The sequence below is a fragment of the Limnohabitans sp. genome (assembly GCF_040401495.1).
GTDB lineage: Bacteria > Pseudomonadota > Gammaproteobacteria > Burkholderiales > Burkholderiaceae_C > Limnohabitans.
On sequence record NZ_JBBAOI010000003.1, the window covers coordinates 1 to 22,390 of the forward strand.

Consider the following 22,390-nt stretch of genomic DNA (forward strand, 5'->3'; position numbering starts at 1 on the left):
TGAACACCGCCAACTGGATCCCCGACCTGTTCATGCGCCGCGTCATGGAAAAAGGTGAATGGACATTGTTTTCCCCCTCTACCACCCCAGACTTGCACGATAAGTTCGGCAGTGAATTTGAGAAGGCCTATACCAACTATGAAACACAAGCCAAGCAAGGCCTGATTCAGCCGACCAAAACGTTGCAAGCGGCAGATCTGTGGCGCAAGATGCTGACCATGCTATTTGAAACAGGCCATCCTTGGATTACCTTTAAAGATGCCTGCAATGTGCGCTCACCCCAGCAACACGTTGGTGTGGTGCATTCTTCCAACCTGTGTACTGAAATTACCCTCAACACCAGTGACACCGAAACCGCTGTTTGCAATTTGGGCTCGGTCAACCTGATTCAGCACCTTAAACAAGGCGCGCACGGACCTGAACTCGACCACGACAAACTCAAACGCACGGTGAACACTGCCATGCGTATGCTCGACAATGTGATTGATATCAATTACTACGCCGTCAAGAAAGCCCGCGATTCCAACTTCAAACACCGCCCGGTTGGTATGGGCATCATGGCTTTCCAAGACAGCTTGTACGAAATGCGTGTGCCCTACGCTTCACAAGCCGCTGTCGATTTTGCTGACCGATCCATGGAAGCTGTTTGCTACTACGCTTACTGGGCGTCCACAGAACTTGCCAAAGAGCGCGGTCGCTACTCCACCTACCAAGGTTCTTTGTGGGATCAAGGTGTTCTTCCGTTAGACACCCTAGATCTGCTGGAAAAAGCCCGCAGCGGCTACATTGAAGCCGACCGTAGCACCACCCTCGACTGGGAAGCGCTTCGTCAAAAAATCAAAACCGACGGCATGCGCAACTCCAACTGCGTAGCCATCGCTCCCACCGCTACCATCTCCAACATTGTGGGTGTGGACGCCTCCATCGAACCTTGCTTTGGCAATCTGTCGGTCAAATCGAATTTGTCCGGTGAGTTCACTATCATCAACTCTTATTTGGTTAAAGACCTCAAACGCCTTGGCCTGTGGGACGATGTGATGGTCATGGATCTCAAACATTTTGATGGTTCTTTGCGCCCCATTGACCGTGTTCCGCAAGACCTCAAAGATCTGTATGCAACCGCCTTCGAAGTGGAGACTCAATGGTTGGTCGAGGCGGCCGCACGACGTCAAAAATGGATAGACCAAGCGCAGTCGCTCAATATTTACATGGCCGGCGCATCAGGTAAAAAGCTCGATGAAACCTACAAGCTTGCATGGTTGCGCGGCCTCAAGACCACCTACTATTTGCGCACCACCAGCGCCACACAGGCTGAAAAGTCCACGGTTCAATCCGGATCGCACAACGCAGTGTCCTCGGGTTCTGGTTCGGGCCTGAGCGCCATGGAAATTGCCGCTGCAAGCGCACGCGCACAAGTCCAAGCGCAGACCCCTGCAACCGATATCAAGGTGTGCGGCATTGATGATCCCACTTGTGAAGCCTGTCAATAACGCCTCCTGTTTGCCAAGCGCATATACCCGTGTGTGTCGATGCAAATCAACAACAAAGCCCGAGAGGAATGTGAATGAATTCTGTGAATTTCTCATTTCTCCATTGATAATCAGAACGATGGAAACGCCACTATGTTGACCTGGGAAGAAGAAGTACAGCCTTTGCCACCTGTTCCTTTGCAAGGAAATGTTTCGCCGCCGCCTACGGACGCCTCCCCCACACCTACCATGCGTGTTCTCGACGATGGTGCCGTGGTGTCTGCCATCCCTCCCACCGTTTCAGCTACCCCTGCCCAAACGACAGACACTCGGCGCGTAAATGCGGCGGACAAGCGGATCATCAACGGTCAAACCGACGTCAACCAGTTGGTTCCCTTTAAGTACAAATGGGCTTGGGAGAAATACCTCGCTACCTGTGCCAACCACTGGATGCCGCAAGAGGTCAACATGACCCGTGACATTGCCTTGTGGAAAGACCCCAATGGCTTGACCAAAGATGAGCGCCGAATCATCAAGCGCAATTTAGGGTTTTTTGTGACTGCAGACTCACTGGCTGCCAACAACATTGTGCTGGGTACCTACAGACATATCACAGCACCCGAATGCCGCCAGTTTTTGCTGCGCCAAGCCTTTGAAGAAGCTATTCATACCCACGCTTACCAATACATCGTTGAATCTTTAGGGCTTGATGAAAGCGAAATCTTCAATGCCTACCATGAGGTTTCTTCTATACGCAACAAAGACGAGTTCTTGATCCCCTTCATTGATGCGATCATGGATCCCCATTTCCACACTGGAACGCCAGAGACTGACCAGACCCTGCTCAAGTCTCTCATTGTGTTTGCGTGTTTGATGGAAGGCCTGTTCTTCTATGTCGGCTTTACCCAAATTTTGGCTTTAGGTCGTCAAAATAAAATGACGGGTGCAGCAGAGCAATACCAGTACATCTTGCGAGATGAATCCATGCACTGCAATTTTGGTATTGATCTGATCAACCAAATCAAACTTGAAAATCCGCATTTGTGGACAAGTGAATTCAAGGCAGACATCATCGACTTGTTTCACCAAGCGGTTGAGCTTGAATATCGCTATGCAGAAGACACCATGCCTCGTGGAGTTCTGGGCATGAACGCTTCCATGTTCAAAGGCTATTTGCGCTACATAGCGAATCGCCGCGCCACCCAAATTGGTCTTGAGACTCTATACCCTAATGAAGAAAATCCGTTTCCTTGGATGAGTGAAATGATTGATTTGAAAAAGGAACGCAATTTCTTTGAAACACGCGTGATTGAGTACCAAACCGGCGGCGCGCTATCTTGGGATTGATTGACAACATGCATAACCTCTTTGTCCAAACACTTGCAGATTCAATTCGCCAGTGCTTGGACTCACCCCGTTCATGGAATTGGACATTTGTCCAGTTCCATGAATCTCTTGGCTTTGATGAAGGGCCAAGTGTTTTGAACCAACGATCTGAAAACTTGATCTAGGAGTATCTAATGGCAACTGCAAAAAAAACCGCTGCAAAAAAACCAGCAGCAAAAAAGAAGCCAGCAGCAAAAAAAGCTGTTGCTAAGAAACCAGCCGCAAAAAAAGTGGCTGCTAAGAAACCTGTAGCGAAGAAAAAACCAGTCGCTAAAAAAGCACCTGCTAAAAAACCAGCAGCTAAGAAAAAGCCAGTCGCTAAAAAAGCACCTGCCAAAAAGCCAGTAGCGAAGAAAAAGCCAATCGCTAAAAAACCAGCCGCTAAGAAAAAGCCGGTGGCTAAAAAGGCACCTGCCAAAAAGCCAGCAGCTAAGAAAAAACCAGTCGCAAAAAAAGCACCCGCTAAAAAGGTTGCTGCAAAAAAAAAACCAATCGCTAAGAAAGTAGCAGCCTCAAAACCTGCTGCACACGTAGCTAAGCCTTCAGCTGTGCATCATGTGGCACAAACCACGCTGAATCCACAAGCTGCTTGGCCTTTTCCGACAGCGTCAAAGCCCTAACTGATTCAGTAAGGGACTTTCGCCCACTCCCAACCCGGTGCATGCACCGGGTTTTTTTATGTCAGCTGGTAATTTTGTGGGCCACGGCTGGCTATTTTGAGGGCGCCTATACGGTTACCGAGTTCGGCGCACTTCACCAAATCCCAGTCTTGTTCTAAGCCAAACAATAAGGCACCGCGCCATGCATCGCCGCATCCTGTGGGGTCAACTACAGCTTGGGCTTTCACAGGATTCACCAGGTGTTTATGGCCCTGCTGCCAAACTTCACATCCCTGCGCACCCAAGGTCACGATCAGGCCTTTGACATGGGAAGAAATCTCGGCTGAACTCCAACCGGTTCGGTCGCTCAGCATTTTTCCTTCGTAATCATTCACCGTGACCCATGTCGCCAACTCAATGAAATGGCGCAACTCTTGCCCATCAAATATGGGCAAACCTTGACCGGGGTCGAACACAAAAGGAATGCCTGCATCGGCCATCTGTTGTGCGTGTGAAAGCATGGCGTCACGTCCATCGGGTGAGATGATGCCCAAACGTATATCCGGATGCTTTTCAACATGCAAAGCGTGGGCTTGCATCATGGCGCCAGGATGAAAAGCGGTGATTTGATTGTTATCCAAATCGGTCATGATCATGGCTTGCGCGGTATAGGTGTCTTCAATCGTTTTGATATGCGCTGTTGATATGCCAAGGTCTTGCAAACGTTGCAGATAACTAGCGCCATCATTGCCTAAGGTGGCCATGGGCAAGGGCTCTGCACCCAAAAGTTTCATGCTGTAAGCGATATTTCCAGCGCATCCACCAAAATCTCGCTGTAAGCGAGGTACCAGAAAAGACACATTCAAAATATGAAGCTGCTCAGCAAGAATTTGTTCTTTAAAGCGACCCTCAAAGTGCATGATGGTGTCAAAAGCCAATGAACCGCAAATCAGTGCTGCCATGAAAAATCCTAGTTTGTTAAGGGTAAAAAAGCAAGGCTCGGTAACCGTTAATTTTGCCAGCCAACGGTTCTTCTACTGAAAAAACCATTTCCACTGTTTGGGTGCGCATGGGCTTGAGTACTTCGGGCAGGTCTATCTCTTGAGCCAACCACACCTTGCGCACCACATCCCCTTCCTCATCATTGGTCAAGGTGAGCTCAAGCGCAGGGGTGCCTAAAAAATAGGTGGCTTGATTTTTGACTGACAAGGTAAACGAGAATTGATCTTTACCGAGTTGTTTAAAGTTGGTACTGTCAATGGCCACTTTATCGGGCTCTTTGGGCCAATCCACCCGACAGCCGAAGGTCTGACAAACTGAATTGAAAAAAGGCGACACACTGAGGTTCAGCGCCACCAATTTATTGCGCTGAAACACAAGTAGTTGCCCTAAGAAAACCGCTGCAGCCAGCATAGCCACCACCACCGCTAATGCAGGGCTTGTGTTATTGACAGCTTGCCACACAGGAGGTGTAACAAGTACAACGGAAGGAGCCCCTATAGCAACAGGGGCGACAGTGGGGGGTTCGGTAGTTGAGGGCCCTGTTTCGCCCTGAGTGGAGTCAATTTCAAATAAATGCTGATCGACCTCGAACACATGGGCACATCGACCACAGCGCACCCATGCATCGGCTGCGCTGTAATGCTCTGCTTGAATCGCAAAAGCAGTCTTGCACTGAGGACAAAGGGTGACTATCGACATAGGTGTCGATTTTAGGTTGTCATCAACACCCAACCGTCCAGCGTATCGGCAACTTGGAGTTGGATGTAGGGTGCATAAGCGAGTTGTATTTCTTCAACCTGTCGACTCAAAATACCAGCCAAAATCAAGTGTCCACCTTCTTTCATATGACCGCATAGCAAGGGTGCAAGCACCTTCAAGGGTGCAGCCAATATATTGGCGACCACCAACCCATAAAGCCCTTGAGCCATATCGGGCAAACCGGTATTCACAATCACGTGGTTAGCTATTGCATTAGCTTGGGCCGCAGTCACTGCGTCGTTGTCGATGTCCACAGCGTCTACGCTACTCGCGCCACACATGGCTGCCCCAATAGCCAAAATACCCGAACCACAACCGTAATCCAAGACACGACTTTGCGGCATCACATGGTGGGCAATCCAGCGCAAACACATACGCGTAGTGGGATGGGTGCCAGTGCCAAAAGCCAAACCAGGGTCTAAACGAATCACCTTGCTCGCTTGTGCAGGAACTGCATGCCAAGAGGGAACAACCCATAACTCAGGGGTGATTTCTACTGGCTCAAATTGCGATTGGGTTAAGCGCACCCAGTCTTGATTGGGAACCTCGACAATGCGTTCCACGCTGGCTTTGCCAAAAAAATCTTGCACCTTGAGTATGTCCGCCGCCTGCTCTGCCAAAGCTTGATCAGCAAACAACGCAACCACCTGTGAGTGCAACCAACCCTGCGCTGGTGCAGGCATTCCAGGCTCACCAAACAAAGCTTGCTCTTGCTCGGTGTGGGCATCGGCATCTTCTACGGAGACGCTTAATGCATCTAAAGCCAAGAGCGCTTCACTGACGGTCTCGACTTGGTCTTGAGCACACAGCAGTATCAACTCGAACATCAGGCTGCAGACGCTCTCACAGCTAACCACTCTTCCAAGTAATGAATATTGGTACCACCCGCTATGAAGCCTGGATCCATCATGAGTTCGCGGTGCAAAGCAATATTGGTTTGAATACCTTCCACCACCGTTTCACCCAACGCTGTTCGCATACGTGCCAAAGCATGTTCGCGGTTATCGCCATACACAATGATTTTGCCAATCATGGAGTCGTAATGGGGGGGGACAAAGTAATTACTGTAAATGTGGGAGTCAACTCTAACGCCTGGACCCCCTGGCGGATGCCACATGGTGATGCGCCCAGGCGAAGGCGTGAACTTGAACGGGTCTTCAGCATTGACACGGCACTCCATCGCATGACCCTTGAACACCACTTGGCGTTGGGTGTAAGGCAATTTTTGCCCTGCAGCGGTCATGATTTGGGTTTTGACAATATCAATGCCCGTAATGAACTCTGTCACAGGATGCTCCACCTGCACACGGGTGTTCATTTCAATGAAATAAAACTCGCCGTTTTCATACAAAAACTCAAAGGTACCGGCGCCGCGGTAGCCCATTTTTTTGCAAGCAGCCACACAACGCTCGCCGATGCGTTCAATAAATTTGCGGGCAATGCCAGGCGCAGGCGCCTCTTCAATGACTTTTTGGTGACGCCGTTGCATGGAGCAGTCACGCTCGCCCAAATAAATGGCGTTTTTATAGTTGTCAGCCAGAATTTGAATTTCTATGTGTCTGGGGTTTTGTAAAAACTTTTCCATGTACACGGCTGGGTTGCCAAAGGCAGCGCCAGCTTCAGCCTTGGTGGTTTGCACTGCATGGATGAGTGCCGCTTCGTTGTGCACCACCCGCATACCTCGTCCACCACCGCCACCGGCGGCTTTGATGATGACGGGGTAGCCAATGGTTTTAGCAATTCTGCGTATTTGAGCGGGATCATCGGGCAACTCGCCTTCAGAGCCAGGCACACAGGGTACGCCCGCTTTGATCATGGCCTGCTTGGCAGACACCTTGTCACCCATCATGCGGATGGACTCTGGGGTGGGACCGATGAAGGTGAAACCGCTTTTTTCAACCCGCTCGGCGAAGTCAGCGTTTTCACTTAAAAAGCCGTAGCCAGGGTGTATGGCCTCAGCGTCCGTGACTTCAGCCGCCGAAATGATGGCGGGCATGTTCAAGTAGCTAAGGGTGGATGAGGCTGGGCCGATGCACACCGCCTCTTCGGCCAACTTCACATATTTGGCTTCACGATCAGCTTCGGAATACACCACCACCGCTTCCACACCAAGCTCTTTGCAAGCACGCTGAATTCGCAGCGCGATTTCGCCACGATTGGCGATCAAGATTTTTTTAAACATGCGCTGGCATCACTCGATATGGAACAAGGGCTGGCCGTATTCCACAGCTTGGCCGTTATCGACCAAGATGCGGGTGATGGTGCCACTTTTGTCTGCCTCGATTTCATTCAAAATCTTCATGGCTTCGATAATGCAAATGGTTTCACCCTCTTTCACCACAGTGCCAACTTGCACAAAGGGCTTGGCTTCGGGGCTGGAAGAGGTGTAGAAGGTGCCCACCATAGGTGACTTGACCACATGGCCAGCAGCAGCGGCCTGTTCGGCCTCGGACAAAACGGCAGCAGCCGTAGGCACAGCTGCACCCATTGGCGGTGCGGCAGCCACGACAGGCGCGGCCACAGGCGCTGCCACCATGACATGCCCACCGACGGGGCCTTTGACAATGCGCACCTTGCCCTCGGCTTCGGTGATCTCCAATTCCGACACGTTTGAGTCAGAGACCAAGTCGATTAATGTTTTAAGTTTTCTTAAGTCCATGAATTTTGTAGTCTTCTGCGGTTAACAGTGGTTAAAGTTAAACCATTGTAAAGACAATGGCACAGTCAATATGCGTCTTAATTTACACCCATTGACGCATTTCTTGACCAGATAGTTTTCCTAATTTTTGCACAACCAGTCCACCTTGTGCATTTAAAACCAGTGTAAAAGGCAAACCACCTTTCGGGTTACCCAAAGTTTTCACCAGTTCGGTGCCGCCCAAACCTGCAAATCCGATCGGGTAGTTTACGGGGTTTTGCTTTAAGAAGCGTTTGACGGCACTGGGTTGATCGATGGCCAATCCCACAACTTGCCAGCTTTTAGATAGGTTTTCTTGAAAGAAGGCCTCTAATAAAGGCATTTCCTCTACACAAGGGGTGCACCAAGTGGCCCAAAAATTCAGTACCAAGGGCTTGCCTTGAAATTCAGAAAGACGCAAAAGCTCGCCATTGGGTTGGTCAAATTCAGCCGTCCATAAAGCTTGCGCGGCTTCAGGGGAAAGAGCCCTAGGCCTGAGTCTGGTCCAGTTAAAGCCAGCGCCAGCCACCATGGCCATGACAGCCGCGCCTAAAAGCAGTCGACGCGACGAACGCCTTGGTGTGTCAGACAGAGGTTCTTCCATCCATGGAGTCTACCAACCGCCGAACAGCCTCGGTATCCCCCCGCCAAGCTTGGCCATGGGCGTCTGGCAACAAAGCACCACGCATGTCGTCGTAGTCGTAAACCATGAAATGCACACCTATTTCTTCATTCAAGACCGGACAGCGACTGCGCACACTCAGTGCATCCACCGTTTCCCCCTTGAAGCCGCTGACGGCGTGAACCTCGTAGCGCACACCTTTGTCGATCAGCAAAAGTTCAGCTGACTTGGCTTCGTCGCAAAACAACTGAATGTAGATGTCAGACAGGCGGGTGGCGGTGCCCCGCCAAACTGCGCCGCTGAGGTGAGGTCGAAATTCAGCAACCCGCTGCATCCACTTCAAGGCCAGTTCACGCAAAGCAGCAAGTTCTATGGGCTGTGTGTCAGCACAAAAAATGTCTATGTATTCGCGAACCGCTTGCTCAGTGAGTTCGTTGTTTGGCAACGCTGTTCGGGAACTCAATCCAAGCTCACGAACAGCGCGGCGCTTGGCAGGTCCGTACCCCAAACCCTCTTCCACAATGAGCCGAGCAGCGGTGGCAGCAATTTCTTGTGAGTCAGTGATATTCATGGTTCTCGAATTGTGCCGCACACACTTTTACAATGGCCAATATGCATATTCATATATTAGGCGTCTGTGGCACCTTCATGGGCGGCTTGGCCGCCCTGGCCCGCGAAGCCGGCCACCGCGTCACCGGCTGCGACAGCGGCGTCTACCCCCCCATGAGTGACCAACTGCGCGCCTTGGGCATCGATCTGATCGAGGGCTACAGCGCCGACCAACTGGCCTTGAAGCCGGATATGTTCGTCGTGGGCAATGTGGTCTCTCGCGCCCGCTTGGCCGACGGCACGCCCCGCTACCCGCTGATGGAGGCGATTTTGGAGGCCGGCCTGCCCTACACCAGCGGCCCACAGTGGTTGAGCGACCATGTGCTACATGCCGCTTCACAGCCTCGCCATGTGCTGGCCATTGCTGGCACCCACGGCAAAACCACCACCACCGCCATGCTGAGCTGGGTTTTGGAGCATGCTGGCCTGACACCCGGCTTTTTGATCGGCGGCGTGCCGCTGAACTTTGGCGTGTCAGCCCGTTTGGGGGCGTTGGCCCAAGGGCAAAGCCGGCCACTCTTTGTCATCGAGGCCGACGAGTACGACACCGCCTTTTTTGACAAGCGCAGCAAGTTTGTGCATTACCGCCCCCGCACCGCGGTGCTCAACAACCTCGAGTTCGACCACGCCGACATCTTCCCCGACTTGGCCGCGATTGAGCGCCAATTTCACCACTTGGTGCGCACCGTCCCCGCCAGCGGTCGCTTGGTGGTGAACGCCGAGCAAGACAGTTTGCAAAGGGTACTGACCATGGGCCAATGGAGCGAGGTGGCGGGTTTTGGCGCTTCGCCCCATGCCGCATGGCAACTGCGCGGTGAGCCCAATGACTTTGAAGTCTTGCACCACGGCGCGGTCAAAGGCCGGGTGCAATGGAATTTGGGCGGGGTGCACAACCAAATGAACGCCTTGGCCGCTGTCATTGCCGTTGATCATGTGGGCGTGGCCGTGGCAGACGCTTGCCAGGCTTTGTCATCTTTCGAGAATGTGCGCCGGCGCATGGAGGTGCACGGCCGCGTGGGCACGGGCGCACAAGCCATCACGGTCTACGACGATTTCGCCCACCACCCCACCGCCATTCGAACCACGGTGGACGGCCTGCGCCGCCAAGTAGGCAAAGCCCGCATCTTGGCGGTGTTCGAGCCACGCAGCAACACCATGAAACTCGGCGCCATGAAGTCGCAATTGCCGTGGAGTTTGGAGCAAGCCGATTTGGCGTTTTGTCACACCGCTGGCTTGGACTGGGACGCCGCCGAGGCCTTGGCCTCGATGGGTACAAGGGCGCATACCGCTGGCGACATCGACAGCTTGGTGGCGCAGGTCAAGGCCGCTGCCCGCCCCGGCGACCATGTGCTGTGCATGAGCAATGGCGGCTTCGGTGGCGTGCACGCCAAGTTGCTGCAAGCCTTGACATAGCATCATCGCGACTGCTTCGATGTAATGTTGATTTTATTTTTTGCCGCGCCGTGCTTTCACGCCTGCTGACAGCGCCTCCAGCGCTTGCAGGGAATCGTCCCAAGCCAAACAAGCATCGGTGATGCTTTGGCCGTAAACCAAGTCTTGCACCTTGTCTTTGCCGGGGGTGAACTTTTGCGCACCTGCTTTGAGATGGCTTTCGATCATCACGCCAAACACGCTGTGTGAACCGCTGGCCATTTGGTCGGCAATGTCTTGGGCCACCACCAACTGGCGTTCATGCTGTTTGCTGCTGTTGGCATGGCTGCAGTCCACCATCAAACTGGCGGGCAATTTGGCGGCTTCGAGCTCTTTGCAGGCGGCGGTCACGCTGGCGGCATCGTAATTGGGCGTTTTGCCGCCACGCAAAATCACGTGGCAATCAGGGTTACCTTGGGTTTGCACAATCGCGACTTGGCCGTTTTTGTGCACCGACAAAAAGTGGTGACCGCGCGCTGCGGCTTGGATGGCGTCGGTGGCAATTTTGATGTTGCCGTCTGTGCCGTTTTTAAAGCCAATCGGCGCCGACAAGCCAGAGGCCAACTCGCGGTGGACCTGGCTCTCGGTGGTGCGTGCGCCAATGGCACCCCAACTGATCAGGTCGCCAATGTATTGCGGTGAAATCACATCCAAAAACTCGCTGCCCGCGGGCACGCCAGCGCGGTTGATCTCAATGAGCAACTGGCGCGCAATGCGCAAGCCCTCGTCGATGCGAAAGCTCTCGTCCAAGTAAGGGTCGTTGATCAAGCCTTTCCAACCCACTGTGGTACGGGGTTTTTCAAAATACACCCGCATCACAATTTCCAAGGTATCGGCGTATTTTTCGCGCTCTACCTTCAAGCGACGCGCATAGTCCAAGGCGGCAGCGGGGTCGTGGATGGAGCAAGGGCCCATCACCACCAACAAGCGGTCGTCTTTGCCGGCCATGATTTTGTGGATGCGCTGGCGGGTCTTGGCGATCAAGCTCTCGACAGCGGTGCCGGCAATGGGGAAGAAGCGGATTAAATGCTCGGGAGGCGGCAGCACGGTGATGTCCTTGATGCGTTGATTGTCGGTTTGGCTGGTCTGGTCATTGATCGGCGCATAAGCATCATGCTTGGGGGTTTTCATCGAGAGGCTCCTTGGAAGCGTTTCAGATCGGTACAAAGGGATGGGGCAAAAAAAAACCGCCGTTGCCGGCGGTTGGTTTGCGAGTTCAGAGCGTTGTTTGCGTTCAGACCTCTCGACCGCCGGTGAAGCGTGAGAAGGAAAAGTAAGCAAAGTAAAAATGCAATGAAGTCATGTCTCAGACTGTAGCACACCGGCAAACAAGGGCATGAGGACTGAACTCAAGCCGTCCCGCCCACGGTCAAACCGTCGATGCGCAAGGTGGGCTGGCCCACGCCCACGGGCACGCTTTGCCCTTCTTTGCCGCAGGTACCCACACCAGGATCAAGTGCCATATCGTTACCGATCATGCTGACGCGTGTGAGGGCATCGGGACCATTGCCGACCAAGGTAGCTCCTTTGACGGGGTATTGAATTTTTCCGTTTTCTACCCAGTAAGCCTGGCTGGCGGAGAATACAAACTTGCCCGAAGTGATGTCCACTTGGCCACCGCCAAAGTTGGTGGCGTACAAGCCTTTTTTGATGCTAGCGACGATTTCTTCTGGGGCCTTGTTGCCTGCCAACATATAGGTGTTGGTCATTCGCGGCATGGGTACGTGCGCATAGCTTTCGCGTCTACCGTTGCCTGTGGGGGCAACACCCATCAAGCGAGCGTTCAAGCTGTCTTGGATATAGCCCACCAAAATACCGTCTTCGATCAACACGTTTTTCTGACTCGCATGGCCTTCATCGTCCACGTTGAGCGAGCCACGGCGATCGGCAATGGTGCCGTCGTCCAACACCGTCACGCCTTTGGCGGCCACACGTTGGCCAATTTTGCCGCTGAAGGCGCTAGACCCCTTGCGGTTGAAGTCGCCTTCCAAACCGTGACCGATGGCCTCGTGCAGCAAAATGCCAGGCCAACCCGAGCCCAGCACCACGGTCATCTCGCCAGCAGGCGCAGGGCGAGCTTCCAAGTTGGTCAAGGCTGAGCCAACAGCTTCATCCACATAGCGGCTTAAACAATCCGCATCAAAATGCGCCAATCCAAAGCGACCGCCACCACCGGCGGAACCACTTTCACGGCGTCCGTTTTGCTCGACGATGACCGACAAAGACAAGCGAACCAAGGGGCGCACATCGGCGGCCAAAGTGCCGTCAGCTCGTGCCACCATGACCACGTCGTACTCGCTGGCTAAGCCAGCCATGACCTGCACCACTCGTGGGTCTTTGGCGCGGGCTTGTTTTTCCATGCGCTCGAGCAACTGAACTTTGGCGGTGCTGTCCAAACTGGCAATTGGGTCAAGCCCGTGGTACAGGGTTCGGCTGGGTGCGATGACCCTTGCCGGTACGTGGGTGCGGGCATTCAGGCCTGCTGCCGAGATGCTGCGCACCGTGTGCGCTGCGTCCATCAACGAGGCCAAGGAAATATCGTCGGAATAGGCAAAAGCGGTTTTCTCGCCACTCACCGCACGCACGCCCACGCCTTGGTCAATGCTGAAAGAGCCGGTTTTGACAATACCCTCCTCCAAGCTCCAACCTTCGGAGCGTGTGTACTGAAAGTACAAATCAGCGTCATCGACTTGATGGGCTCGGATGGCCGACAAAGCTTGGGTGAGATGGGATTCGTCCAAACCGTAGGGTGTAAGGAGCAGGTTTTGCGCGATGGTCAATCGCTCGAGGGTGGGTTCGCGTGAAATCATGTCGCTATTGTAGGAGTCGGGCGACAACCCTGTGCGCCACGGGTTGAGGCTAGGCTAAGACTGCACCAATTGCTTGGCTTTGGCGATGGATAGCAAAATGCCAATGCCAAAGCCCAGTGTCACCATGGACGTCCCCCCGTAACTGATAAAGGGCAAGGGCACCCCAACGACCGGTAAAAAACCACTGACCATGCCCATATTGACAAAAGCATAGGTAAAGAAGATCAAGGTCACGCTGCCCGCCAACAAGCGGGCAAACAAGGTGGGCCCTTCAAGAGCGATCGCCAAGCCCCTTAAAACCAAGACCAAAAATCCACCTAGCAAAAGCATATTACCCAACAAACCAAATTCTTCTGCGTAGGCAGCAAACACAAAGTCGGTGGTGCGCTCAGGAATGAAATCGAGTTGTGCTTGTGTGCCTTGCATAAAGCCTTTGCCCCAAAAGCCGCCCGAACCAATCGCAATCATGCCTTGTATGGTGTGAAAGCCCTTGCCTAAAGGGTCTCGCCCAGGGTCCAACAAAGTACATACCCGCTGCTGTTGGTAATCCCTCAATAAAGGCCAATCAACGCCCTTGAGGCATAAGCTGGGCTCGAAAATTACAATCAAAACAATGCCCAGAACACCTAAGACCAGTGGCGGAATGATCAGCCACCAACTCAAGCCCGCGAAAAAAATAACATACAAGCCTGCTGCCAAAACCAAGATGGCTGTGCCTAAATCGGGTTGCTTGACGATCAGGCCCACAGGAATGAGCAAGATCAACCCACCCACAAAAAAATCCAAGGTTCTTATTTGACCCTCGCGTTTTTGAAACCACCAAGCGAGCATCAGCGGCATGCCAATTTTCATGATTTCGCTGGGCTGAATCACGATACCGACATTGAGCCACCGCTGAGCACCTTTGCGGGTTAAACCAAACAACGCCACCGCTACTAACAAAGCCAAGCCCACGGTATAAATGGGTACAGCCAAGGCCATCATGCGTTGGGGCGGAATTTGCGCCACCACAAACATGATGACGCAGGCTATCAGCATATTACGGCTATGGTCTATAAAACGCTGTCCTTCGGCATAACCCGAGGAAAAAATGGTCAGCAATCCAACTGCGGCCAACAGCAAAACTGCAAAACCTAAAACAGTGTCAAAGCCTTTGACCAGCGGAGTGATGCGCTGAAACACACTGTATTTACCAAGTTGGGTTCCCATGGCCGAAGTTTATCGGAGCGCCATGGGAGAATCCGTCCCCATGTATGCACTTTATGAAGAAGGCGGGAAATTCCACACGGGACGGGTCTTGTCCGAGGCTGATGCGTCTGCACAACTCGAACTCGACAGCGGCAAACGTGTCAAGGTCAAATCCAATCAATTGCTGATGAAGTTTGACAAACCGCAGCCTACGGAATTCATGCTTGCCGGTAAAGCGGTTGCCTCCGGCATGGAAGTTGACATGGCTTGGGAGTTTGCACCTGACGAAGAATTTGGGTTTGCCGACTTGGCACGCGACTATTTCTCTAAAGACGCCAGTGCCAGCGAGCAACTGGGCACACTGTTTTGCCTGTTTGACGCCCCCCACTATTTCCGAAGAGCGGGCAAAGGTCGCTTTCGCAAGGCCTCAGCCGATATCGTGCAACAAGCCCTGATTGCTATTGAAAAGAAAAAGCAGCTTCAACTGCAAATCGCAGATTGGGCTCAAGAACTGATGCTTGGTCGCTGCCCTCCGCCAGTGCAGACACAGCTTTTCAAGATTCTCTTTAAGCCTGATAAAAATGCACCGGAGTACAAGGCTGTGGTGGAGGCTTCTAAACAAAGTCAAACTGCGCCTTTGGTTTTGCTTCAAAAAGCAGGCGCTATCCGTTCAGCCTATGACTTTCACTGGCAGCGTTTTTTGTTTGAGCATTTCCCCAAAGGAACGGCCTTTGCACCCCTTCAAGCGCCCGCTGTTACCACTGACCTTGCGTTGGCCAATATCAAGGCCTACTCCATCGATGACTCCCAAACCACCGAAATTGATGATGCTTTATCGGTTCAAGGCTTGGGCAGCGACTGCGTCACCGTTGGTATCCATATCGCTGCGCCGGCTTTGGCACTCCAACCTGGGGATGCAATTGATATGTGCGGCCGAGCCCGATTGTCTACGGTGTACATGCCAGGCCACAAAATCACCATGTTGCCCGACAGCGTGGTTCAAGCCTACACCTTGCAAGAAGGACGCGCCTGCCCCGCATTGTCTTTGTATGTCAGCTTTGATGCACATACTTTGTCTGTGCTAAGTACCGAAACTCGGCTTGAGCTGGTTCCTATCCAAGCCAATATGCGCCACGATCAACTCGACACGGTTGTCACCGAAAGCTGGCTGCGCAAAGAGGCCAGCGATGTGCAAACCACCACAGTAGTTGCCATGCCCCATGCTGAATTGGCCTTCTTGTTTCGATTGGCAAAACATCTGAAAGCAGGCCGAGAACTCGTTCGCGGCAAACCCGAAACCTTCAACCGCCCAGATTACAACTTCCGCTTATCAGAGGTGGCTCAGACGGGTCCAGATGGAAATGAAACGGTACACATCACTGTTCGCACACGCGGCTCCCCGCTTGATCTGATCGTGGCTGAAGCCATGATTTTGGCCAACAGTACTTGGGGCCAATGGCTTGCCAGTTTGGGCGTGCCAGCTATTTACCGCAGCCAAGCCTCTTTGGCACCTGGCATCAAAGTGCGCATGGGCACCAAGGCCTTGCCCCATGCGGGTATTGGTGTGCCCAGCTATGCGTGGAGTACCTCGCCGCTGCGCCGGTACACCGATTTGGTCAACCAATGGCAATTGATTGCCAGCGTGCGACATGGCGCAACCGCTGCGCTGGCGGCCCCCTTCAAACCCAAGGATGCAGAGCTGTTTGGCATCATCACCGCTTTTGAATCTGCCTACACTGCCTACAACACTCACCAAGCCAGTATGGAGAGGTTTTGGACTTTGCAATTTTTACGCCAAAACGCGCTTGCAGAACTCGACGCGACCGTGATTAAATCCTTTCCTGGCGAACCTGCGCTGGCACGTGCTGACCATTTGCCGCTGGTTTTTTCGGTCATGGGTTCTCCTGCGCTTGAAAGAGGCAGTCGGGTTCGGGTTCGCTTAGGCGGTATGGATTTGATTGCTTTGGATATACATGCACAATTCATCGAATCCTTGGTACCAACGCAAGAGCCCACACCCACCGAAGAAGATGAAGAGATGGCAGTCGGCCCACTCGCCATTGCTGTTGACTTGAATGATGCAGACGAAACCCAAGCTTCGCCTTCGGGCGTATCTGGCTAACCATTTTTTGAACTAAGCAGATGCTTGTTGCCTTTTTCCATGCTGACAGACTTTTGCCCTTGGCCGTGGGTATTTCGCTGGTGGTTCATGCGGTAGTGCTGGCTGTGCGACTGAGTCCGCCTGAGGATATAGACCGCTTGGTGCGCGACGCTGGCTTGGAAGTGATTTTGGTCAATACCGAGTCTGATGAAGCAGCGCCAGCCAAACCCAAGGCTATTGCCCAAACCAATTTGGCGGGCGGTGGTGAAACCACCCATGACAGATCTACCTCACCATTGATCAATTCCCCGACTACCCGCTTTGGCCAAGCGGACAACCAAGTACAGCAAAAAATTGTCGAAAAGGAGCGCGAGCAAGCCGAACTGCTCACCCGTACCAAACAAACATTAGCCAAACTCAATGCCTCGCACAACACCAGCAAGGATCCTGCTATTGAGCGACAACGCCAGCAACTTATCAATTTGTTGGCCCAAATTGAAAAACGCATACAAGAAGAAAACGCCCGCCCGCGTAAACGCTATGTCAGTCCCAGCACACAAGAAGCTTCATACGCTCGTTACTACGACTTGCTTAGGCGCAAGATCGAGATGAAGGGAACTTTGGATTTCCCCCAGTCGCAAGGCCAAAAACTCTACGGCTCGCTGATCATGGTCATCACGATTGACACACGTGGCCAAGTCATCTCAGCTGATGTTTCCCAGGGCTCGGGTAACCCTTTGCTTGACTTTCATGCCAAGAAAATAGCGCGTAACGCAGGCCCCTACGGTGCCTTTAACGACGCGATGCGCCGTGAAATGGACCAACTCGCCTTAGTCACTCGGTTTAGTTTTGACCACAACAACACTTTGCAAACCACTTTGCAAGGCGAATGACTGTGCCGTCAATTAGCCCCAATCATTTCTTTCTTGCGGGACTGAGGTGGCTTGTATTTTTGTTTTGGTGTGCTTTGGGTCTACAGTTTTTTTTCGTCGCACGCATTGCAATGATGCGCTATATAGACCCAGGCTCCACTGCTTTTCAACGGTCTGAGTTGGGGCGTATAAGTCACAAATACCCCTCTATTCGTTGGTCGCAGAAGTGGATAGATCGCCCGAAACTGCCGCCCCATATCCAACGCGCTGTCATTGCCTCTGAGGATGATCTTTTCGCGTCACATTCAGGTGTTCAATGGGAGGCTCTTGAGCGGGCTTGGAGTAAAAATGCGCGAGCTGAAGCCTCGGCACAGGCTAAAAACCAAAGCCCGAAGGTGGTGGGTGGCTCCACCATCACGCAGCAATTAGCAAAAAACCTTTTTTTAAGTGGCGAGAGAACTTTCTTTCGGAAGGCACAAGAGTTGGTTTTGACACTCGTCTTGGAGCAATGCTTGAGCAAGCAGCGTATCTTGGACATCTACCTCAACAACGTCGAATGGGGGGAGGGTGTTTTTGGCATTGAAGCGGCGGCGCGACATTACTATGGCCGCTCTATTGTTCAATTGAGTGCTGCAGAGGCTGCACGGTTGTCAGTCATGTTGCCTCGCCCCAAGTACTATGAAAAATTTCCACGCTCTCCTTATTTGAATGAACGTGCCGCTATTATTTTGGCCCGTATGCCGCAGGTGGCGCTGCCATGACAGAGCTTGTGCGTATTTTGGGCATAGACCCTGGCTTGCAATGTGTCGGGTTTGGCGTGATTGACAGCACAGGCAGTCAATTAAGTTATGTGGCCAGCGGTACCATTACCACCACGCATTTGCCTCGAGAAGATTTAGCTGCTCGCTTAAATGTAATTTTCAATGGCATTGCACAAGTTGTTGAGCGCTACCGTCCACAGGAATCAGCAGTTGAGATTGTCTTTGTGAATATGAATCCGCAAGCCAGCTTGTTGCTAGGTCAAGCAAGAGGTGCGTGCTTAACGTCCTTGGTACACAATCATTTGCCTGTCACTGAATACACTGCATTACAAATGAAAAAAGCCATTGCGGGTCACGGCAAAGCGGCTAAAGCGCAGGTACAAGAGATGGTCAAGCGCTTGCTGAAGCTACCGGCTTTACCAGGACCAGATGCAGCCGATGCTTTGGGCTTGGCAATCACACATGCGCATGGGCGACACAGCGCACGTATTCGGGAGTTGGGGGCAAAAGCTACCAAGCAGGAGCGAGTTGGGCAAGACCCCTTGGTGCGCGCCGCTCGTCCTCGAAGCTGACGATTTCATAGGCTTGGGGTTGGCTAAGTAATTCGCGTAGCAAACGGTTGTTCATGGCGTGGCCTGAACGAAACGCGCTGTAAGACGCCAGCAGTGGCCGCCCTAAGAGATACAAGTCGCCCATGGCATCCAGTATTTTGTGTTTCACAAATTCATCGTCATAGCGCAATCCGTCGCTGTTGAGAACTTTGTAATCATCCATGACGATGGCATTGTCTAATCCGCCGCCTAAGGCCAAACCATTGGCACGCATATGTTCTATGTCTTTTGAAAAGCCAAACGTGCGAGCTCTGGCAATGTCTTTGACGTAACTTCCAGTTTCAGTATCAAACTCAACTCGCTGGCCTGTGGCGTCAACGGCTGGGTGTTGAAAGTCAATCTCAAAGCTTAATTTGTAGCCATGGTAAGGCGAGAGTTTGGCCCATTTGCGCTGCTCTGCCTCACCCTCCATGACAGAGACTTCGCTGAGCACACGGATAAAGCGCTTAGGCGCATCTTGCAACACTATGCCTGCACTTTGCAAAAGAAATACAAAAGAGGCTGACGAACCATCAAGAATGGGCACTTCTTCGGCCGTGATGTCTACATACAAGTTGTCAATACCAAGCCCAGAACAAGCCGACATTAAATGCTCAACGGTCAGCACTTTCACGCCATTGGCCGAGATGGTGGAGGCCAAGCGCGTGTCGGTCACAGCAGTCGCGCAGACAGGAATATCAACTGGATGACTCAAATCGATACGCCTAAAAACGACTCCTGTGTCTGGGGGAGCGGGACGCAGACACAGTTCCACCCGTTGGCCGCTGTGCAGGCCAACGCCGACCGCTCTGGTAAGGGTTTGCAGGGTTCTTTGTTTGAGCACGTCTTGGATTTTAATCAGCTTGTTTGCGTAAGAAGGCTGGAATTTCGTAGTTATCCATGCCGCCAGAGGACATGGCATCAACTTTGGCTGCTGCTTGTGTGCGGTCACGTGTTCGCCAAACACTTGGCACATTGACATTGCTGTAGTCGGCGGGTGTCATTGTGCTTGTTGTATTTGCTGTGCTACTGGCTATTGGACTGCTCTGAGTCATTGTGCTGTTGGGCATGATGGCTTGTGGTGCATAGCCTACGTTGTCAGTTCCTGTTCGTTGAATGACAGTCAAGGGAGGGGCGATACGTTTACCTGCATGCGCCAGGCCGGTGGCGACAACCGTGACGCGAATTTGGTCACCCAGCGATTCGTCATAGGCCGTGCCATAAATTACATGGGCTTCAGAAGACGCAAAAGCGCGAATGGTATTCATGGCTTCGCGGGATTCGGCCAGTTTTAGCCCACCTTTGGCAGCTGTGATGAGCACCAAAACACCTTTGGCACCTGTCATATCGACACCTTCAAGCAAGGGGCAGGCCACGGCTTGCTCAGCGGCAATACGTGCGCGGTCTGGTCCGCTTGCTGTGGCAGTGCCCATCATTGCTTTGCCTTGCTCGCTCATGACGGTGCGTACGTCCTCGAAGTCAACATTGACCAAAGCTTCCACATTGATGATCTCGGCAATCCCGCCTACAGAGTTACGCAGCACATCATTGGCATACGCAAATGCTTGATCTTGGGTGACGTCGTCTCCCAGCACATCCAGCAATTTTTCATTCAACACCACAATCAATGAGTCCACATTTGCCTCAAGCTCGGCCAAACCAGCTTCAGCATTGGTCATGCGACGTCCACCCTCCCAATCGAAAGGCTTGGTCACCACACCGACGGTGAGGATGCCCATTTCACGCGCTACGCGGGCAACCACGGGTGCTGCACCCGTGCCTGTTCCACCACCCATGCCAGCAGTGATGAACACCATATTGGCGCCCTCAAGAACCTCACGAATGGTTTCGGTAGCAGCCTCTGCGGCCGACTGACCGCGCTCTGGTTTGCTGCCCGCACCTAGACCGTTGTCACCCAACTGAATCACGCGGTGGGCAGAACTCACGCGCAAAGCCTGCGCATCCGTATTGGCGCAGATGAATTCCACCCCACGTACCCCGCTCTTGATCATGTGCTCAACAGCGTTACCACCACCACCACCAACACCAATCACACGGATTTGGGTGTCTGAGCTAAATTCGTTTTTTTCAATCATTTCTATGTTCATTTTTTTCTCCAATTTCGTGTTGTCTGTTTAACCGTTAATTTCAATCAATCTTTTAGCAGTTCTCACTGATGGGCGGGGCTCCTCGTATACACGGTCGCCATCGACGGTGGTCGCCAAACAAACAGGATTCATATTGATGCTGGTCATTTAAATTTACGTTCATCATCAGAAATTCCCCACAAACCAGTCTTTAACTCGACCCATGGCGGTTTTCATCGAGCCATTTTTCTGAGCCACTCTAAAACCTCGCAAACGTGCCAGACGAGCCTCTTCGAGCAAGCCCATCACTGTGGCAGCACGCGGGTGAGAAACCATGTCTGACAATGCACTGCTGTAGCGCGGTACGCCGCGTCGAACCGCCTTTAAAAATATGTCTTCGCCCAGTTCGATCATGCCTGGCATCATGGCGCTACCACCCGTGAGCACAATGCCAGATGAGAGAACTTCCTCGTAGCCAGAGTCACGCAACACCTGTTGTACCAATGAAAAAATTTCTTCTATTCGCGGCTCAATAACACCAGCTAAATTTTGTCGACTCAGCATTCTGGGTCCTCTGTCACCCAGTCCAGGCACCTCGACTTGCACATTGGGGTCAGCAAGCAGTTGTTTTGCAAAACCCGACTCGACTTTGATGTCCTCAGCATCTTTAGTAGGTGTTCTAAGTGCCATGGCGATATCGCTGGTAATCAAGTCGCCAGCAATCGGAATCACAGCGGTATGTCGAATAGCTCCATTGGTGAAAATAGCCACATCGGTGGTGCCAGCGCCAATATCGACCAATGCCACACCCAGTTCACGCTCATCCGCAGTGAGTACCGAATGACTGGAAGCTAAAGGGTTGAGCATGAGTTGCTCTACGTCGAGTCCGCATCGACGCACACACTTAATGATATTTTCTGCAGCACTTTGGGCGCCAGTGACGATATGCACTTTGGCCTCCAAACGAATGCCACTCATACCAATCGGTTCTTTGACGTCGTGGCCATCAATCACAAATTCTTGTGGTTCAACCAGAAGCAATCGTTGGTCGGTTGAAATATTGATGGCCTTGGCCGTTTCAACCACTCTGGCGACATCGGCGGCTGTAACCTCATGGTCTTTGACTGCCACCATGCCATGTGAATTCATTCCACGTATATGGCTTCCGGTGATGCCAGTGTAGACACGCGTGATCTTGCAGTCGGCCATCAATTCGGCTTCTTTCAAAGCCTGCTGAATACTTTGAACAGTTGCATCGATATTGACAACCACCCCTCGCTTTAATCCGCTGCTAGGGGCTATTCCAAATCCGGCGAGCTTTAACTCTGCCCCAGGCAATACCTCGGCAACCACCACCATCACCTTGCTGGTGCCAATATCCAAACCTACAACCAAATCTTTGTACTCTTTTGCCATGGAAACCTCTG

At 52.5% G+C, this 22,390-nt stretch carries 21 protein-coding genes; 8 read left to right on the forward strand and 13 right to left on the reverse strand.

The window, feature by feature from the left end:
* The 3 genes from AC9UEO_RS03130 to AC9UEO_RS03140 all read left to right on the forward strand — a co-directional run.
* On the forward strand, positions 1–1,490 hold a 1,490-nt coding region (locus tag AC9UEO_RS03130), incomplete at its 5' end, for a ribonucleoside-diphosphate reductase subunit alpha (protein ID WP_509529742.1).
* Between the two features lie 132 nt (positions 1,491–1,622).
* On the forward strand, positions 1,623–2,816 hold the full coding sequence (locus tag AC9UEO_RS03135; RefSeq protein ID WP_509529745.1) for a ribonucleotide-diphosphate reductase subunit beta: 1,194 nt from the start codon (positions 1,623–1,625) through the stop codon (positions 2,814–2,816).
* A 173-nt stretch (positions 2,817–2,989) separates the two neighbouring features.
* Positions 2,990–3,475: a histone H1-like repetitive region-containing protein gene (locus AC9UEO_RS03140; protein WP_509529748.1), complete on the forward strand. Its 486-nt coding sequence runs from the start codon at positions 2,990–2,992 to the stop codon at positions 3,473–3,475.
* Between the two features lie 56 nt (positions 3,476–3,531).
* Here AC9UEO_RS03140 and AC9UEO_RS03145 read toward each other — a convergent pair whose 3' ends face one another.
* The 7 genes from AC9UEO_RS03145 to AC9UEO_RS03175 all read right to left on the reverse strand — a co-directional run bounded on the left by AC9UEO_RS03145 (position 3,532) and on the right by AC9UEO_RS03175 (position 9,085).
* Positions 3,532–4,416, reverse strand: coding sequence for a carbohydrate kinase family protein (locus AC9UEO_RS03145; protein ID WP_509529751.1), 885 nt, complete (start codon positions 4,414–4,416; stop codon positions 3,532–3,534).
* 16 nt (positions 4,417–4,432) lie between these two features.
* A complete protein-coding gene (locus AC9UEO_RS03150; RefSeq protein ID WP_509529754.1) occupies positions 4,433–5,155 on the reverse strand; it encodes a zinc-ribbon and DUF3426 domain-containing protein in 723 nt (240 codons plus the stop codon).
* Between the two features lie 11 nt (positions 5,156–5,166).
* The gene (prmA, locus tag AC9UEO_RS03155; RefSeq protein ID WP_509529757.1) at positions 5,167–6,042 is read right to left on the reverse strand and encodes a 50S ribosomal protein L11 methyltransferase; all 876 of its coding nucleotides are present in this window, start codon (positions 6,040–6,042) and stop codon (positions 5,167–5,169) included.
* Positions 6,042–7,397, reverse strand: coding sequence for an acetyl-CoA carboxylase biotin carboxylase subunit (gene accC / locus AC9UEO_RS03160; RefSeq protein WP_509529760.1), 1,356 nt, complete (start codon positions 7,395–7,397; stop codon positions 6,042–6,044). Before accC ends, prmA begins: the two co-directional genes overlap by 1 nt.
* Positions 7,398–7,406: 9 nt before the next feature.
* On the reverse strand, positions 7,407–7,874 hold the full coding sequence (gene accB, locus AC9UEO_RS03165; protein ID WP_509529763.1) for an acetyl-CoA carboxylase biotin carboxyl carrier protein: 468 nt from the start codon (positions 7,872–7,874) through the stop codon (positions 7,407–7,409).
* A gap of 82 nt (positions 7,875–7,956) precedes the next feature.
* Positions 7,957–8,496 (reverse strand): TlpA disulfide reductase family protein, encoded by a 540-nt coding sequence (locus AC9UEO_RS03170; protein ID WP_509529765.1) that lies wholly within the window; start codon positions 8,494–8,496, stop codon positions 7,957–7,959.
* The gene (locus AC9UEO_RS03175; protein ID WP_509529767.1) at positions 8,477–9,085 is read right to left on the reverse strand and encodes a hypothetical protein; all 609 of its coding nucleotides are present in this window, start codon (positions 9,083–9,085) and stop codon (positions 8,477–8,479) included. The genes AC9UEO_RS03170 and AC9UEO_RS03175 overlap by 20 nt, the downstream gene beginning before the upstream one ends.
* 41 nt (positions 9,086–9,126) lie before the next feature.
* On the opposite strand from AC9UEO_RS03175, the gene mpl reads away from it, so the two are divergent.
* On the forward strand, positions 9,127–10,536 hold the full coding sequence (mpl, locus tag AC9UEO_RS03180; RefSeq protein WP_509529769.1) for a UDP-N-acetylmuramate:L-alanyl-gamma-D-glutamyl-meso-diaminopimelate ligase: 1,410 nt from the start codon (positions 9,127–9,129) through the stop codon (positions 10,534–10,536).
* 33 nt (positions 10,537–10,569) lie between these two features.
* Here the strand turns inward: mpl and AC9UEO_RS03185 are convergent, their stop codons facing one another.
* The 3 genes from AC9UEO_RS03185 to rodA form a co-directional block, all read right to left on the reverse strand.
* Positions 10,570–11,685 carry a 3-deoxy-7-phosphoheptulonate synthase gene (locus tag AC9UEO_RS03185; RefSeq protein WP_509529771.1) on the reverse strand — a complete coding sequence of 372 codons (1,116 nt, stop codon included), beginning with the start codon at positions 11,683–11,685 and terminating at the stop codon, positions 10,570–10,572.
* A gap of 218 nt (positions 11,686–11,903) precedes the next feature.
* Entirely contained in the window at positions 11,904–13,364 is a 1,461-nt protein-coding gene (tldD, locus tag AC9UEO_RS03190; protein ID WP_509529774.1) for a metalloprotease TldD, read from the reverse strand.
* A gap of 54 nt (positions 13,365–13,418) precedes the next feature.
* Positions 13,419–14,573: a rod shape-determining protein RodA gene (gene rodA, locus AC9UEO_RS03195; RefSeq protein WP_509529777.1), complete on the reverse strand. Its 1,155-nt coding sequence runs from the start codon at positions 14,571–14,573 to the stop codon at positions 13,419–13,421.
* 40 nt (positions 14,574–14,613) lie between these two features.
* Here rodA and AC9UEO_RS03200 point away from each other — a divergent pair, with 40 nt between their 5' ends.
* From AC9UEO_RS03200 to ruvC, 4 genes are read left to right on the forward strand one after another with little or no spacing between them, the layout of a single operon-like run.
* A complete protein-coding gene (locus AC9UEO_RS03200) occupies positions 14,614–16,674 on the forward strand; it encodes a ribonuclease catalytic domain-containing protein (protein WP_509530185.1) in 2,061 nt (686 codons plus the stop codon).
* Between the two features lie 20 nt (positions 16,675–16,694).
* Entirely contained in the window at positions 16,695–17,546 is an 852-nt protein-coding gene (locus AC9UEO_RS03205; protein WP_509529779.1) for an energy transducer TonB, read from the forward strand.
* Entirely contained in the window at positions 17,543–18,286 is a 744-nt protein-coding gene (mtgA, locus tag AC9UEO_RS03210; protein ID WP_509529782.1) for a monofunctional biosynthetic peptidoglycan transglycosylase, read from the forward strand. The genes AC9UEO_RS03205 and mtgA overlap by 4 nt, the downstream gene beginning before the upstream one ends.
* Positions 18,287–18,294: 8 nt before the next feature.
* Positions 18,295–18,858 carry a crossover junction endodeoxyribonuclease RuvC gene (gene ruvC / locus AC9UEO_RS03215; protein ID WP_509530187.1) on the forward strand — a complete coding sequence of 188 codons (564 nt, stop codon included), beginning with the start codon at positions 18,295–18,297 and terminating at the stop codon, positions 18,856–18,858.
* On the opposite strand, the gene lpxC is transcribed toward ruvC, so the two are convergent.
* From lpxC to ftsA, 3 genes are all read right to left on the reverse strand, one after another.
* Entirely contained in the window at positions 18,797–19,720 is a 924-nt protein-coding gene (gene lpxC, locus AC9UEO_RS03220; RefSeq protein WP_509529785.1) for a UDP-3-O-acyl-N-acetylglucosamine deacetylase, read from the reverse strand. The genes ruvC and lpxC overlap by 62 nt on opposite strands.
* Positions 19,721–19,730: 10 nt before the next feature.
* Complete coding sequence (gene ftsZ / locus AC9UEO_RS03225; RefSeq protein ID WP_509529788.1) at positions 19,731–20,984, reverse strand: cell division protein FtsZ; 1,254 nt, start codon at positions 20,982–20,984, stop codon at positions 19,731–19,733.
* Positions 20,985–21,149: 165 nt separating this feature from the next.
* Positions 21,150–22,379 (reverse strand): cell division protein FtsA, encoded by a 1,230-nt coding sequence (gene ftsA / locus AC9UEO_RS03230; RefSeq protein ID WP_509529791.1) that lies wholly within the window; start codon positions 22,377–22,379, stop codon positions 21,150–21,152.
* Positions 22,380–22,390: the final 11 nt, after the last annotated feature.